13 protein-coding genes are annotated in these 14,932 nt (G+C 68.6%); 10 read left to right on the top strand and 3 right to left on the bottom strand.

What is annotated here, in order from left to right; genetic code table 11:
• Window positions 1-295: 295 nt before the first annotated feature.
• From RN51_RS11115 to RN51_RS11100, 4 genes are all read left to right on the top strand, one after another.
• A complete protein-coding gene (locus RN51_RS11115; protein ID WP_045264124.1) occupies window positions 296-604 on the top strand; it encodes a GNAT family N-acetyltransferase in 309 nt (102 codons plus the stop codon).
• 52 nt (window positions 605-656) lie between these two features.
• A complete protein-coding gene (locus tag RN51_RS11110; RefSeq protein ID WP_045264123.1) occupies window positions 657-1,139 on the top strand; it encodes a DIP1984 family protein in 483 nt (160 codons plus the stop codon).
• 255 nt (window positions 1,140-1,394) lie between these two features.
• The gene (locus RN51_RS11105) at window positions 1,395-2,564 is read left to right on the top strand and encodes an exonuclease SbcCD subunit D (RefSeq protein ID WP_045264122.1); all 1,170 of its coding nucleotides are present in this window, start codon (window positions 1,395-1,397) and stop codon (window positions 2,562-2,564) included.
• Entirely contained in the window at window positions 2,565-5,549 is a 2,985-nt protein-coding gene (locus tag RN51_RS11100; protein ID WP_045264121.1) for an AAA family ATPase, read from the top strand. It begins immediately after the preceding gene.
• Window positions 5,550-5,580: 31 nt separating this feature from the next.
• Here the strand turns inward: RN51_RS11100 and RN51_RS11095 are convergent, their stop codons facing one another.
• Window positions 5,581-6,138: a nucleoside phosphorylase gene (locus RN51_RS11095; protein WP_045264120.1), complete on the bottom strand. Its 558-nt coding sequence runs from the start codon at window positions 6,136-6,138 to the stop codon at window positions 5,581-5,583.
• Between the two features lie 107 nt (window positions 6,139-6,245).
• Here RN51_RS11095 and nadE point away from each other — a divergent pair, with 107 nt between their 5' ends.
• From nadE to RN51_RS11080, 3 genes are all read left to right on the top strand, one after another.
• The gene (gene nadE / locus RN51_RS11090; RefSeq protein ID WP_045264119.1) at window positions 6,246-7,064 is read left to right on the top strand and encodes an ammonia-dependent NAD(+) synthetase; all 819 of its coding nucleotides are present in this window, start codon (window positions 6,246-6,248) and stop codon (window positions 7,062-7,064) included.
• Window positions 7,065-7,144: 80 nt separating this feature from the next.
• Window positions 7,145-10,615 carry a TM0106 family RecB-like putative nuclease gene (locus RN51_RS11085; protein ID WP_045264118.1) on the top strand — a complete coding sequence of 1,157 codons (3,471 nt, stop codon included), beginning with the start codon at window positions 7,145-7,147 and terminating at the stop codon, window positions 10,613-10,615.
• On the top strand, window positions 10,612-11,385 hold the full coding sequence (locus RN51_RS11080; RefSeq protein ID WP_045264117.1) for a hypothetical protein: 774 nt from the start codon (window positions 10,612-10,614) through the stop codon (window positions 11,383-11,385). Before RN51_RS11085 ends, RN51_RS11080 begins: the two co-directional genes overlap by 4 nt.
• Window positions 11,386-11,424: 39 nt before the next feature.
• Here RN51_RS11080 and upp read toward each other — a convergent pair whose 3' ends face one another.
• Entirely contained in the window at window positions 11,425-12,057 is a 633-nt protein-coding gene (gene upp, locus RN51_RS11075) for a uracil phosphoribosyltransferase (RefSeq protein ID WP_021198071.1), read from the bottom strand.
• 81 nt (window positions 12,058-12,138) lie between these two features.
• Here upp and tadA point away from each other — a divergent pair, with 81 nt between their 5' ends.
• Entirely contained in the window at window positions 12,139-12,594 is a 456-nt protein-coding gene (tadA, locus tag RN51_RS11070; protein WP_045264116.1) for a tRNA adenosine(34) deaminase TadA, read from the top strand.
• Window positions 12,595-12,622: 28 nt separating this feature from the next.
• On the opposite strand, the gene RN51_RS11065 is transcribed toward tadA, so the two are convergent.
• Window positions 12,623-13,594, bottom strand: coding sequence for a cation diffusion facilitator family transporter (locus RN51_RS11065; protein ID WP_045264115.1), 972 nt, complete (start codon window positions 13,592-13,594; stop codon window positions 12,623-12,625).
• A 59-nt stretch (window positions 13,595-13,653) separates the two neighbouring features.
• On the opposite strand from RN51_RS11065, the gene proC reads away from it, so the two are divergent.
• Window positions 13,654-14,493, top strand: a complete 840-nt coding sequence (gene proC, locus RN51_RS11060) for a pyrroline-5-carboxylate reductase (RefSeq protein ID WP_045264114.1) — start codon at window positions 13,654-13,656, stop codon at window positions 14,491-14,493.
• Window positions 14,494-14,496: 3 nt separating this feature from the next.
• On the top strand, window positions 14,497-14,784 hold the full coding sequence (locus RN51_RS11055; protein WP_045264113.1) for a DUF1905 domain-containing protein: 288 nt from the start codon (window positions 14,497-14,499) through the stop codon (window positions 14,782-14,784).
• The last annotated feature ends 148 nt before the right edge of the window (window positions 14,785-14,932 follow it).

Below are 14,932 nucleotides of genomic sequence, written 5' to 3'. Positions count from 1 at the left end.
GGGCTCTGATGCGTTGCATGAATGACCGGCGGAGCCGGGAATCGAGCAGAGGGTGGATGCTCGGTGACACTGACCTCGCAGATCGCGAGGGATTCAGGTCAGGCGGGGTGGCTGTTCGTTCAGCGACACATTCGGCAACACATGCCAACGCGACCGGGCATCATCATCCCGGCAGTCCTGTTCGCCTCCTGGGCGGACAAAGGGCTTGCGTTGGTAGTCATGGGGGGATTATGTCCGATCGTGACGCCTCATGTCAAAACGCCCGGGCATCCCGTGCGGGCGTAACGTGGTTCCAATGACGACCTCGCACACTGTCGGCGGCTTCATCCTGACCGACGAGAAGGACGCCTCGCGTTACACGCTCATGCGCGACGGCAAGCTCGTGAGCGTGCTCGACTACCGGGACGACGGTCATACGATCGCCCTCACTCGAGCCTTCACCATCCCGACTTTCCGCGGGAACGGCTACGCGGGGAAGGTCGTCGAAGGCGCGGTGGCCGACATCGAGGAACGCGGTGACCGCAAGGTCGATGCCGTGTGCTGGTACGTCTCCGAGTGGTTCGCCGCGCACCCCGAGCGTGCCGGGTTGCTCCGCTCCCGCTGACTCTCCGGTCGTGTGACGAACTGTTACGCGCGCCCTTTGCGAGGATGAACACATGAAGCTCGCCGAAGCCCTCACCGCACGTGCCGACCTGCAGCGCCGCATCGAGCAGTTGCGGGCACGCATCGTCGCGAACGCCCGGTACCAGGAGGGGGAGGAGCCTGCGGAGGATGCGGCCGGCCTGATCGTCGAGACTGACGCCGCGCTGACGCAGCTTCGCGACCTCATCCGTCGCATCAACGCCACCAATGCGCGTCTCGATCTGGGCGCGGACGGCACCATGACGGATGCCCTCGCTGCCCGCGACGTGCTGCGTCTGCGGCATTCGGTGCTGACGGATGCCGCCGCCGCCGCCTCGGGCGCCAACGACCAGTTCCTCCGACAGATGAGATCGGAGCTTCGTCAGGTCTCCGCGCTTCCCGTCGCGCAGCTGCGTTCGCGCGCAGACGCCGTCGCACAGGAACTCCGCGAGCTCGACAACCGGATCCAGCAGGCGAACTGGTCGAACGACCTCGAGGAGGAGAGCGGAAGTCGGTAGTCACGACGGAGCGGGCACAACCCTCAGCCGGCGGGGCAAGCCGGCACCTGTCGGGCGGAGGGCAGCCCCGATCTCGCATCGCGCAGCCCCGCACGCCGCACAGGTGAAGGTGCACGCAGCATCTCGCATCACCGCGTGCCGATCGTCGCGACGAGGGTGGGTCAGGGGACCTTCCGCTTCCTCCTGCGTGCCGGGTGCGCGCCGGGGACGGCACGCCTCGGACGGAATGTCGGAGGGGGTTCGTACGGTGTGAGTATGCGGATCCTGCACACCTCGGACTGGCACATCGGCCGGACGTTCCATGGCAACTCGACCATGGACGCGCTCGGCGAGGTGCTCGGGGCGCTCACCGCGCAGGTTCGCGACAACGGGGTCGACGTCGTCATCGTCGCGGGAGACGTGTTCGATTCCGCCACTCCATCCGGTGCGGCCTACACGCTGCTCGGCGATGCGCTGGTCGCTCTGCACGAGAGGGGCGCCCGCGTCATCGTCACGAGCGGCAACCACGACTCCGCCGCGCGATTGGGTTTTCAAGCGCGCCTGCTCCGCGACGGCATTCATGTGCTGACCGACCCCCTCGCCGTGGGCGTGCCGGTGACTCTCGCCGACGAGTACGGACCGGTGCACTTCTACGGCATCCCCTACCTCGAGCCCGCCATCGTGCGTCAGCACTGGCCAGAGGGCGATGCCTCCGGACGTCAGTTGCGTACGCAGGCGCAGACCATGGCCCATGCGATGGACCTGGTCCGCGCCGGCATGGACCAGCATGGGGGCCGAGCCGTCGCGATCGCTCACTGCTTCGCTGCGGGTGTCGATGCCACCGCCGGGCTCGAGCGCGAGGTGCGACAGGGCGGTCTCGACGTCGTCCCGCTGAGTGTCTTCGACGGACCCGACTACGTGGCGCTCGGACACATCCACGGACGCCAGCAGCTCAGCGACCGGGTGCGCTACGCGGGCGCACCTCTCCACTACAGCTTCGGAGAGCAGCACAAGCCCCGCGGCTCCTGGCTCATCGACCTCGACGCCGACGGGCTCGCCGAGGTGGAGTGGTTGGAGTTGCCGGTGCCACGGCGTCTCGTCACCCTCACCGGCCCGCTCGACGAGATCCTGTCCGCCGAGTCGGTCTCGGCACATGCGGGGGACTGGGTCTGCGCCGTCTACACCGATGCGGTGCCGCAGCGCGAGCCCATGCGGCGCCTTCGCGAGAGCTATCCGCACTGCGCCATGGTGCAGCATCAGCCGGAGGGGAAGGCAGAGGTCGACGATCGCTCGTACGTGCAGCGGCTTCGTACCGCGGTCACCGACGCTGACCGAATCGATGCCTTCCTCGAGCACGTGCGAGCGGGGCACGGGCCGACCGAGGCCGAGAGCGAGCTGATCCGCGCGGTGCTCGATGAGCGCGTGCGTGCCGAGGCACTCGTCTAGATGCGTCTTCATCGTCTGGAGATCGAGGGCTTCGGTCCGTTCCGGTCGCGACAGACCGTGGACTTCGACGCGTTCGCCGACGACGGCATCTTCCTGATCGCCGGACGGACCGGAGCGGGGAAGTCGAGCATCCTCGACGCGGTCTGCTTCGGGCTGTATGGGGGAGTGCCGCGGTACGACGGCGGGGAGAAGCGCCTCCGGAGCGATCATTGCGAGCCTGACGATCCTTCGGAGGTGGTCGTCGAGTTCAGCACGCCCGCCGGCCGATTCCGCGTCACTCGGTCACCCGAGTATCTCCGCCCGGCCAAGCGCGGCGGAGGCATGACCAAGCAGGCGGCCGGCGTCTCCCTCGACGAGTGGACGGATGCCGGGTGGACCGGACGAGCCGCGCGGGCGGTCGACGTGGGCAACGAACTCGATGAGATCCTGCAGCTCAGCCGAGAGCAGTTCCTGCAGGTGATCCTGCTCGCACAGAACCGGTTCTCCGAGTTCCTGCTCGCGGGAAGCCGGGAGCGCCAGGCGCTGCTGCGGCGGCTGTTCGGCACCCAGAGATTCGAAGACGTTCAGGCGCGGTTCGACGACCGTCGTCGTGCGGCCGAACAGGCCCTCGGCAGTCGTCTCGCGGCCGTCGAGGCGCGCATCGACGAGGCCGAGAACCTCGTGGTCGCAAGCGGGCTGTCGGGAGACGGCGACGAGACCGCGGTGGAGACGTCGCAGGCACCCGCATCGGTCGACGAGCGCCTGGAGGCTCTCCGGCGGGCGAAAGCTCGCGCCGACTATCGCGCGGACCGTCGGGCCTCCGAGCGCGCCGACGCCGAGCTGCGGTCGACCGCGGCCGACACCGAGCTCGCCACCGCTCGGGAGGAGCGACGAGCGCAGCAGGAGCGCGACCGAGCGAGATCTGCGCTCGAACGCCTCGATGCCGAGTCGCCCTCGATCGAGCAGGCTCGTGCAGAACTCGCGGCTGCGCGCGCAGCCGAGTCTCTCCGTACGACGATCGCCGCCGCGACGCGGGCAGCTGCAGCGCTCGGAGTCGCTGTTCAGGACGAGCAGAACGCCCGCACGGTCGGGGAGACGATGGAGCTCCCGGTCGACGACGACCTCGACGCCTGGTCAGCGGAGCGCACCAGGGAGAGCGGTGCCTGGCAGCGGGCTCGGGAACTCGAGGAGAACGCTCCGAGCCTCGACGCCGAGGTGCGTGCAGCCGAGGAGGAGGTCGCGGCAGCGACCTCTCGCATCGAAACAGCCGACGGAAAGCGCGCCGCCCTTCCCGATGAGATCGCCACACTGAACGCGTCGCGCGACATCGCGCGCAGTCTGGCCGACCGGATCGACGACAGACGGGCTGCGCAAGAGAGCGCAGAAGCACGTCGCGTGGCGGCGCTGGAGGCGGAGCGGCTAGAGGCAGTGGAGCGCGCACTCGACCTCGAGCTCACACAGGCGACGACCCTGCACGAGGCTGCCCAGTCGAACCTGGCGGAGCTGCGTCGACGTCGCACGGACGGCATGGCGGGCGAGCTGGCATCGACCCTCCGGCACGGACAGGCCTGTCCGGTCTGCGGCTCGCTCGAGCATCCGATGCCGGCCACGCACGCCGACCCCGTCTCCCCGGAGGACATCGCGCTCGCGGAAGATGCTCGCGACGTCGCCGCGCAGCGCGAACGCGAGCTGTCATCCCGGTCCGCGGCACTGCGCGCCGAACTCGCCGGTCTCACCGCGCGCGCCGACGGTCGCGACGTCTCCCGTGCCGAGGCCGAGCATGCGGAGGCCACTGCGGCGCTCGCGAGCAGTCTTGCGGCCGTCGAGACTCTGGCTGCGCTCGACCTGCAGCTCGCCGAGCTCCTGACCCGGCTCGAGCATCTCGACGCCGAACGGGAAGACGACGCGAAAGTTCTGGCGGATGCGCGCGAACAGCATGCGCTCCTGCGTCAACGTCGCGTCGAGGCGCAGAACCTGATCACAGAGGCGCGAGGCGCGTTCCCCACGGTCGCCGAGCGGCTGGCGGACAACGAGGCCAAAGTCGCCGCCGCGCGTGCACTGAGCCAGGCGATCTCCGAGCGCGTGCGCAGGGCCGAGGCTCTCGTCGAGGCAGAGGCGCAGCGCGATGTCGGCCTCACTGACTCCGTCTTCGCGGACGAGACGGCTGCCGAAATGGCGTTGCGCCCGCTCAAGGTCCAGGAAGCCCTGGATGCGAGGATCACACAGCACTCGGTGCAGCGGGAGAAGGAGCGTGCCGTGCTGTTCGACCTCGAACTGCGCACGCTGCCCGAAGAGCCCATCGACCTGGCACCGGTGGAACGAGCATCGGCGGAAGCTCGCGGCGCGTGGACCGCGGCAGTCGGCGAGGCAGCCAGAGCCACTGGTACCGCAGAACGGCTCGGAGGGCTGATCGATTCGGCCGCGACCGAGCAGGCTCGGAGTGCCGACGAAGCCGCGGAGTTCGAGGTGCTGCAGAACCTCGCGGACACGATCGCGGGCAGGGGGGTCAACACCCACAAGATGACGCTGGAGACGTTCGTGCTCGCGGCAGAGCTCGAGGAGATCGTCGGGGCGGCCAACCGTCGACTGCATGAGATGTCGACGGGGCGATATCAGCTGCAGCACTCAGACGCGCTCGCGGCCCGGGGTGCGGCTTCCGGACTCGGCATCGTGGTCTTCGACGCGTTCACGGGTCAGACCCGCCCACCACAATCGCTGTCAGGGGGCGAGACCTTCCTCACGTCGCTGGCGCTGGCGCTGGGATTGGCCGAGGTCGTGACGGCACGCGCGGGCGGCATCCGCTTGGACACGCTCTTCATCGACGAGGGATTCGGCTCCCTCGACGGGGACACGCTCGACGTGGCCATGCGCACACTCGACGAGTTGCGGCAGGGCGGGAGGACCGTCGGGGTGATCAGCCACGTCGAGGCCATGCAGGAGCAGATCCCCGCTCAGCTGACGGTGCGCGCGCTGCCGAACGGGCCCAGCGTCATCGAAGCGCGCTGACGCGAGCCGCGGATGACCGGGCGCGCCGGGCTCAGACGCCGTACTCGCGGCGGATGACGTCACGCAGCTGCACACTGCAGCGGGCGACGGCCTCGCGCCAATCGGTCAATGCGCCGTCCTCCGCCTGGTCGGACACCGCCCGCAACACGCGGATCGGGATGCCGAACTGCCCGGCGACCCAGATGAAGGCGTAGGTCTCCATGTCGACAAGCGCAGCACCGAAGGGGCGGATCACGGCCGTGACCTCGGCGTCCTCGACGAAGTGGTCACCAGTCGCGATCAACACGCCGTCGCGTCCGGTGGAGACGCGCGCCGGGAGCGAGACGTGCTGCCCGCGAACGCCCTCGAGATCGGTGACGTCATGCTGGAAAGCGCTGCCGACCTCGTGGACGGTCGCCTCGAGACCCGGCTCGATGGCTCCGGCCGTTCCGACGACCACGATCTCGTCATAGACCTTGGCATCGAGCGCTCGGGTCAGGCCGTACGTGGCCGGCAGCTTTCCGGGACCGGTCACGAGACGGTCGAAGCCGTCGAGCTCCTCCGGGAATGCGGACAGTTCGGAATCGAGGGCAGCGACGAGGAGCTTCACCGGTCCATTCTGTCAGGCTTTCGCCGGCAGGCGCATGCGAACGCCGCGGCGTCACCCGGACGTAACACGCAGGGGCGATACTGGTCGAGGACAAGACGGAGGATCACATGTCGTTGCAGAAGCAGATCTCTGAAGACCTCGGCGTCCGGCCCGAGATCGACCCCGAAGCCGAGACCGACCGTCGAGTCGGTTTCCTCGCCGACTACCTGCGTTCCACGGGAGCGAAGGGGTTCGTGCTCGGCATCTCGGGAGGGCAGGACTCCACGTTGGCCGGCCGTCTCGCACAGCTCGCGGTGGAGCGTGTGCGCGCCGAGGGGGGCGAGGCGAAGTTCCTCGCCGTGCGCCTGCCCTATCGGGTGCAGCACGATGCAGAAGACGCGGAAGCTGCACTGGCGTTCATCGCACCAGACTCCTCCGTCGAGGTCAACATCCAGAACGGTGTCGACGGAGTGGAGGAAGACATCGAGTTCGCGGTCACGAGTGACATCAGCGACTTCAACCGAGGCAACATCAAGGCGCGCGTCCGCATGGTCACGCAGTACGCGCTCGCCGGTCACGACGGACTGCTGGTGATCGGCACGGATCACGCGGCGGAAGCGGTGACCGGCTTCTATACGAAGTTCGGTGACGGTGCCGCCGACATCCTGCCGCTGTCCGGGCTCAGCAAGCGGCAGGGACGCTCGCTGCTGCAGTTCCTCGACGCTCCGGACCGACTCGCCTTCAAGGTGCCGACCGCCGATCTGCTGGACGGCCAGCCGGGACGCGCTGACGAGGACGAGCTCGGCCTCACGTACGAGCAGATCGACGACTTCCTGGAAGGACGCGAGGTCGATCCGGACGTCGCCGGCCGCATCGAGGCCAGGTATCTCGCGACGCAGCACAAGCGGCACCTCCCGGTGACGCCCGACGACACCTGGTGGCGCTGAACCGCGTCGAGGAGCCACCCGCTTTCGCTCGTGTCGGATGCCGCGGATAGTGTCGAAGCATCCGACAGAACGGGAGCATCGTGCGGATCGACACTCAGGCGCAGCGCGTCATCTGGAGCGCGAGCGACCTCAAGGCCGCTGCCGAGTGCGAGTTCGCGTGGGGCCGGGCGATCGACGCGAAGCTGGGGCGCGTCCCCGCGGTGGAAGAGCCGGAGGATGCGACCCTGAAGCGCGCAGCCGAGCTCGGTGACGTGCACGAGCAGAACGTGCTCGACCGATACATCCACGACCTCGGTGACGCAAGGGTGCACCGCGTCGAGAAGGTCTCCTCGGTCGACGCGGAAGCACTCGCCGCGGCAGTCGACGAGACGGTGGCTGCGCTGCGTTCGGATGCGCTCGTCGTGTTCCAGGCGGCTTTCGCGACAGAGGAGTTCGTCGGATTCGCCGACTTTCTACGCAAGGACGACGACGGCCGCTGGCGTGTGCAGGACTCGAAGCTCGCCCGCAAGGCTCGTGTGACAGCTCTCATGCAGCTCGCGGCATATGTCGACCAGCTCGACCGCCTGGGAATCCCCCGTTCCGACGAGGTCGACCTCATCCTCGGCGACGGCACGCTCAGCACACACGCCGTCGACGATCTGCTTCCGCTGTTCCAGGTGCGACGGGCCCGACTGCGCGCCCTCATCGCCGATCGACGCATCGCCGACGGTGCTGCGGGCGCCCCTCTGGGCTGGGGCGACGACCGCGGTGACTTGCAGGTGGTGGCCTGCGGGCGCTGTGCGACCTGCGAGGAGCAGGTGCTCGCGCACCGGGACCTGCTGATGGTGGCGCGGATGCGTCCGGTGCAGCGAGCTCGGCTCAGGGCTGCCGGCATCGAGACGATCGACGCCCTCGCCGAAGCGATCGAGGCTCCGACGGGGATGAACGCCGACACATTCGAGATGCTCCGCGCCCAGGCGCGTCTTCAGCTGAGGGCGGACGCCGAAGGAGTGCCGACCTTCGACGTGCACTACGCGCAGGCGATCCATACCCTCCCGCTCCCGAGTCACGGCGACATCTTCTTCGACTTCGAGGGCGACCCGCTGTACACGGAGCCCGTTCCCGACGGCGAGGCGCACTGGGGGATCGACTACCTCTTCGGCTGGGTCGACAACACAGATCAGTACTCGGCACTGTGGGCGCACACGTTCGCCGACGAGAGGCGTGCGCTCGAGACGTTCCTCGACTTCGTGAGTGCCCGCAGGGCTGCGCACCCGGGAATGCACATCTACCACTACGCGCCGTATGAGACCTCGCATCTGGTGGCCATGGCCGCGCGACACGGGGTGCGCGAGGGCGAAGTCGATCGGCTGCTCCGCGAGGGGGTGTTCGTCGACCTCTACCCGCTCGTCCTGCGGACGGTCAGGGTGGGCTCCCGGTCGTACTCGATCAAGAAGCTCGAGCCGCTCTACATGGGTGACGACGTCCGCACGAGCGACGTGCAGAAGGGCGATGACTCGATCGTGCAGTATGTCGCGGCGCGTGAGCTGGCCGCGGCCGGACACCGCTCCGAGGCGGACGCGGTCTTCGCCGACCTCGCCGACTACAACCGCTATGACTGCGTCTCGACGCGGCGGCTGCGCAACTGGCTGATCGACATCGCCAGGGAGAAGGGCGTCACGCCCGCACCGCCCGACGATGCGGACGAGGTCATCTACGAGCCGTCTCCCCGGTCGGTCGCGCTGCTCGCCGATGCGGAGCGAGCGGTCGAGACCGGCGGTGACGGGCAGGTCCACCGCATCGCCGCCGCAGCGATCGACTACTTCCCGCGGGAGGCGAAGAGCTTCTGGGTGTCGCACTTCCAGCGGCTGCGTGAACCGGTCACCATGTGGGACGGCACGCGCGACGTGGTGAAGGTCGACCGGCCATCGTCGTCGGTGCGCCGGGAGTGGAGCATCGGCGAGGGGCGACGGGTGATGTCCCGCGATATCGAGATCCGCGGCGAGGTGTCACCCGGCACCACGCTCGGTCCCGGTGCGCAGCCGTTCGCGCTCTATGAGGTGCCGGCGCCGTTCGACACCGAGGTTCCCTCGCGCGCCGTCCACGTGCCGCACACGGTCACGGTCGCGGAGGTGCTCGATGACGGCTACCTCGTCACCGAAGCGGCTGTGCAGGGACAGACCTGGGATGAGCTGCCGCTCGCGCTCACTCCGGCAGCTCCGCCTCGGGTGGTGTCGCTGCAGGGCGCGATCGACGAGTGGGCCGACGCGGTGCACCTGGCCGCGCCGGGCTTCCCTCAGGACGCGGCGACCGACATCCTGCGCCGGCTCCCCCCTCGGACCGTCTCGGGGGGAGTGCTCCCAGATGCGGGCGACGACACGATCGATGCCATCGTGCGCGGAGTGCTCGACCTCGATCGCAGCTACCTCGCCGTGCAGGGCCCTCCAGGGACGGGCAAGACGTATACGGGGTCACGCGTGATCGCGCGCCTGGTCAACGAGCACGGCTTCAAGGTCGGTGTCGTGGCGCAGTCGCACGCCATCATCGAAACGCTTCTCGAGCGGATCGTCGCCGACGGCGTCTCGCCCGCCCAGGTTGCGAAGGCGCCGAAGGACCCCGACGCGGAGCCGCCGTACACCGTGATCCCGAAGAACGGCATGGCGTCGTTCCTCGCCGAGCATTCCGCCGAGGGCGCGGTCGTGGGCGGGACGGCCTGGGACTTCAGCAACACGCAGCGCGTGGGACGCGCGGGTCTCGACCTCCTCGTGATCGACGAGGCGGGACAGTTCTCGCTCGCCTCGACGATCGCGGTGGCGGCCGGGGCGAAGCGGTTGCTGCTCCTCGGCGACCCGCAGCAGCTCCCGCAGGTGAGCCAGGGCGCCCACCCCGAACCGGTGGACACGTCCGCTCTCGGCTGGGTGATGGACGGCGACCCGGTCGTGCGGCCCGAGTACGGCTACTTCCTCGCCCGGTCGTGGCGGATGCATCCGTTCGTGGCCGCTCCGGTGTCGAAGCTCGCCTACGCGGGACAGCTCGCCTCGGCACCCGGAACCGAACTCCGGTCGCTCGAGGGTGTCGACGCGGGTCTCCACGTCGTCCCGCTGCGCCACCGCGGAAACGCGACCCAATCGCCCGAGGAAGCGGCAGAGGTCGTCCGACTGGTCGCCGATCTGGTCGGCCGGGTCTTCACCGACAACGACCCCGAGGCGTCGACGCGTCCGCTCGCGCAGTCCGACATCATCGTGGTCACGCCCTACAACGCGCAGCGTCAGCTGGTGCTCGACGCGCTCACCGACGCCGGCTTCCCTGACGTCCCTGTCGGCACGGTCGACAACTTCCAGGGCAAGGAGGCAGTGGTCTCCATCACCTCGCTCGCGGCGTCGAGCGGTCGGGATGCGCCGCGCGGTCCGGAGTTCCTGCTGCTCCAGAACCGCCTCAACGTCGCGATCTCCCGAGCACAGGTCGTCGCCTACCTGATCCACTCGCCCGCGCTGCTCGACGACCTGCCGTATACGCCTGAGGGCGTCGCCAGGCTCAGCGCGTTCGCCCGGCTCGTCGGAGCGGCAGAGTGAGCGCCCACACCCCCGACCAGATCCTGCGCGCCGCGGCAGCGTGGGTGTGGTTTCCCCGCGACAGCGAGCACGAGCGCGAGCAGCTGCTCCTCGTGCGGGATCCGGCACGGTTCGGCGGGGGAGTGCGAGGTTCGCAGGTCGACTCCGCGCTGTCGGCCGCCGATGTGGTGGATGGCGCACTGGCACGGACCAGAGCATGGGGTGCCTCGCAGGTCACGTTCTGGACGAATCCCTCCGACCGGCCCGACCTCGAGGACGAGCTTCGGCGACGCGGGGCAGAGCACATCGACACGGTGGCGGTGTTCGCACGACCCGTCGACGAAGTGGAGGTCGAGGTACCGTCCGACGTGTCGACGGAGATCGTTCGCACCCTCGATCAGGTACGAGACCTCGACGGCGTCAATGTGCCCGTGTGGCACCAGCAGCCCCTCGATGAGGAGGGTCTCCGGGCCGAACTCGACGAGGTGTCTGCGGCGCTCGAGGCGCAGACCGGCGTCCGTGTGCTCGCGCGCATCGACGGACGCGCCGTCAGCACCGGAGGATGCACGATCGAAGACGGGTTCGTGCGGCTCTGGGGCGCATCCACACTGGAAAACCACCGCGGTCGCGGCGCCTACCGCGCAGTGCTGGCCGAGAGACTGCGGCAGGGGGCGGCATGGGGAGCGAAGACGGCCCTGGTGAAGGGACGCGTCTCGACGTCAGCGCCCATCCTCGCCCGCGCGGGCTTCACTCACCACGGAGACGAGCGCGTCTACCGCCTCACGCTCTGAGGCGAAAGACGCTCCGAAGAGATCGAACGGTGCCGCGGATCAGACGGTGCCGTAGAGCCGGTCGCCCGCGTCGCCGAGGCCGGGCACGATGTAGCCCTTCTCGTCGAGACGCTCGTCGAGGGCTCCGAGCACGAGCGTCACGTCGCGGTCGCCCGCCATCGCCTCGATCGCAGCGACGCCCTCCGGCGTACCGAGCAGGCAGATGGCCGTGACATCCTTGGCTCCGCGGTCGAACAGGAACTGGATCGCCGCAGCGAGCGAGCCGCCGGTCGCGAGCATGGGGTCGATCGCGAAGCACTGGCGGTCGCTCAGGTCGTCGGGCAGTCGCTCGGCGTAGGTCGTCGGCTCGAACGTCGTCTCATCGCGCACCATGCCGAGGAAACCGACCTCAGCGGTCGGCAGCAGCTTCACGAGACCTTCGAGCATGCCGAGGCCGGCACGCAGGATCGGCACCACGATCGGACGGGGCTCCGAGATCTTCACACCTGTCGTGGTGGTCACCGGAGTCGTGATCTCGATCGGGCTGACCTTCACGTTGCGGGTCGCCTCGTACGCGAGCAGCGTCACGAGTTCCTCCGTGAGCTGCCGGAACACCGGTGACGGCGTGCGCGCGTCGCGCAGCACCGAGAGCTTGTGAGTGATGAGAGGGTGGTCGGCCACGTGAACACGCATGAATACAGGGTAATGCGCTGCGCGGTCAGGCACGACATCGGGCCCCGGCAACGGCCTCCACGGCTGTCGTAGGCTCGACGCATGACCGCAGCCGACCGACCCGCGATGGCGCGTGCCCTCGAGCTCGCCGCCGAAGCGGCCACGGCATCCGAGATCCCTGTCGGTGCCGTGGTCCTCGATCCCGAAGGCCGGATCATCGCTGAGGGACGCAACACCCGCGAGGAGACCCACGACCCGACGGGGCACGCCGAGGTCGAGGCGCTCCGGCGCGCGGCAGCAGCGGTCGGGTCCTGGAATCTCGAAGGTCACACTCTCGTGGTCACCCTCGAACCGTGCATCATGTGCGCCGGTGCCGTCCTGCAGGCGCGCATCGGTCGAGTGGTGTTCGGCGCCTGGGACGACAAGGCCGGTGCTGCCGGCTCCATGTACGACGTGCTGCGTGATCGGCGATTGCCTTACCGTGCCGAGGTCATCGGCGGCGTCGAGACAGAGGCGGCGACCGCGCTGCTGAGATCGTTCTTCGAGCAGCGGCGCTGAACGCCGACGACGTTCAATTCGAAGACGTTCAGTCCGACGACTTCAGCACGAAGACGTCCGTGGAGGGCTCAGGGTCGATCGCCGGGCGGTACACGTCGGGCTCGATGTAGACGACTCGCGCCACCGGAACGGCGTCCCTGATCCGCGCCTCGATCGCGTTGATGTCGTCTGCGGCTTCCCGCAGCGGCTTGTCGGCGTTCAGGGCGATCTTCGCCGCCACCATCAGCTCGTCCGGACCGAGGTAGAGCGTCTTCATGTGGATGATCTTCTCGATCTCATCACCCGCGTTGATCGCGTCGACGATGCGGTCGTAGTCGGCCTGAGTGGCACCCTCGCCGACCAGGAGGCTCTTCGTCTCGACGCCCAGCACGATCGCGATCAGCACCAGCAGCACACCGATCATCACCGTGCCGAGTGCGTCGAACATCGGGTTTCCCGTGATGAGGGTGAGACCGACACCGAGCAGAGCGAAGGTGAGACCGGTCAGGGCACCCACGTCTTCCAGCAGCACGACAGGGAGCTCGGGTGCTTTGGAGCGGCGCACGAACGACACCCACGACTGCCCCTTCTCGCGCACGAGGTTGCTCTCGCGCACGGCGGTGCGCAGCGAGAACGACTCGAGTCCGATCGCGATGACGAGCACCACGAGCGGGAGCCACCACCACGTCTTGTCGAGCTCGTGCGGATTGGTGAGCTTCTCGACGCCCTCGTAGATCGCGAAGAGGCCACCGACCGAGAAGAGGATGATCGACACGACGAACGCATAGACATAGCGCTCGCGGCCGTAGCCGAACGGGTGTGCGCGGTCGGCCTCGCGCCGAGCCTTGCGTCCGCCCAGCATCAGGAGCAGCTGGTTGCCGGAGTCCGCGACGGAGTGGATGGCCTCGGCGAGCATCGAGGCGGAGCCGGAGAGTGCCCAGGCGATGAACTTCGCGAGGGCGATGCCCATGTTCGCCAGGAACGCCGCGACGATGGCCTTGTTGCCTCCGGATGCACTCATGGGACGAGTCTAGAACCGCCCGCCCGAGGATGTCGGAGTGCCCGCCGTAGGATGACCACATGGCTGACTCGCTTCCTTCGCTCGCTTTCCTCGGTGCCGGCTCGATGGGTGGTGCGATCCTCCGTGGAGTGGTCGCCTCGGGTGTCCGCGTCGATGGCGGGATCACCGCGACGAACCGCACGGCGGAGAAGGCAGAGGCGTTCGCCGACATCGACGGGGTCACCAGCATCGCGCTCGCCGATCGGCCGGAGGGCAACGTCGAGGCGGCTGCCGGTGCGCGGATCGTGCTCGTCGGCGTGAAGCCGGCGATGGTGCCGGACCTGCTCCGCGAGATCGCCTCGCACCTCGCCGCTGATGCGATCGTGGTGAGTGTCGCCGCCGGGGTCACTCTGCAGACCTTCGCCGATGTGCTGGGTTCGGAGGCGAAGGTGATCCGCTCGATGCCGAACACGCCGTCGACGGTGCGCAAGGGAGTGACGGGGCTCGCCGCCGGTGCCGCGGTTCCCGCCGAAGACGTCGCCCTCGTCCGTCGTCTGTTCGAGACCGTCGGCGCCGTCGTCGAGGTTCCGGAGTCTCAGATCGACGCGCTGTCCACGATCTCGGGCTCGGGCCCGGCGTACGTGTACCTGCTGATCGAGGAGCTCACCAAGGCTGCGGTCGGTATGGGCTTCACCGACGCGGATGCGCGTCTCATGGTCGAGCAGACCTTCATCGGGGCGACGGCCCTGCTCGACGCCTCCGGTGAGGCTCCTGCAGAACTGCGCCGTCGGGTCACGAGTCCGAAGGGTACGACGGAGCGGGCGGTCGCCGTGCTCCAGGAAGCACACCTCGATCGCACCTTCGCGGACGCCGCGGACGCTGCGCTCGCGCGTGCCAAGGAGCTCGCCGCCGGAGCCTGAGCCATGCGGCTGCGGATCGAGGGACCCATCTGGTACTGGCGCGGGCCCGCGCCTTTCCACTTCGTCACCGTGCCGCCTGCCGAGAGCGAGATGATCCACGAGATCGCCTCTGTCGTGACCTATGGCTGGGGCATGATCCCGGCCACGGTTTCCGTAGGCGCCACCACCGTCACCACGGCGCTGTGGCCGAAGGACGGCGGCTACATCGTGCCGATCAAGAAGACGCTGCAGGACAGCGAGGGCCTCGGGGCGGACGACGTGATCGAGGTCGTCCTCGACATCGACGCCTGACCCGTCTGGGTTACACGAGGATGCGGGCTCACACGAGGATGCGGGCTCACCCGAGGATGCGGGCTCACCCGCGAACGGCGCACACGTGAACTCAGGCGCACACGCGGAATCAGGCCGATTCGAGCACGTTCGGCCTGATTCCGAGTGA

The organism is Microbacterium oxydans (assembly GCF_000956405.1).
GTDB classification, from domain to species: Bacteria; Actinomycetota; Actinomycetes; order Actinomycetales; family Microbacteriaceae; genus Microbacterium; species Microbacterium oxydans_C.
Note: the sequence above shows the minus strand (reverse complement) of the source record. Positions and strands in the feature narration are given on the sequence as shown.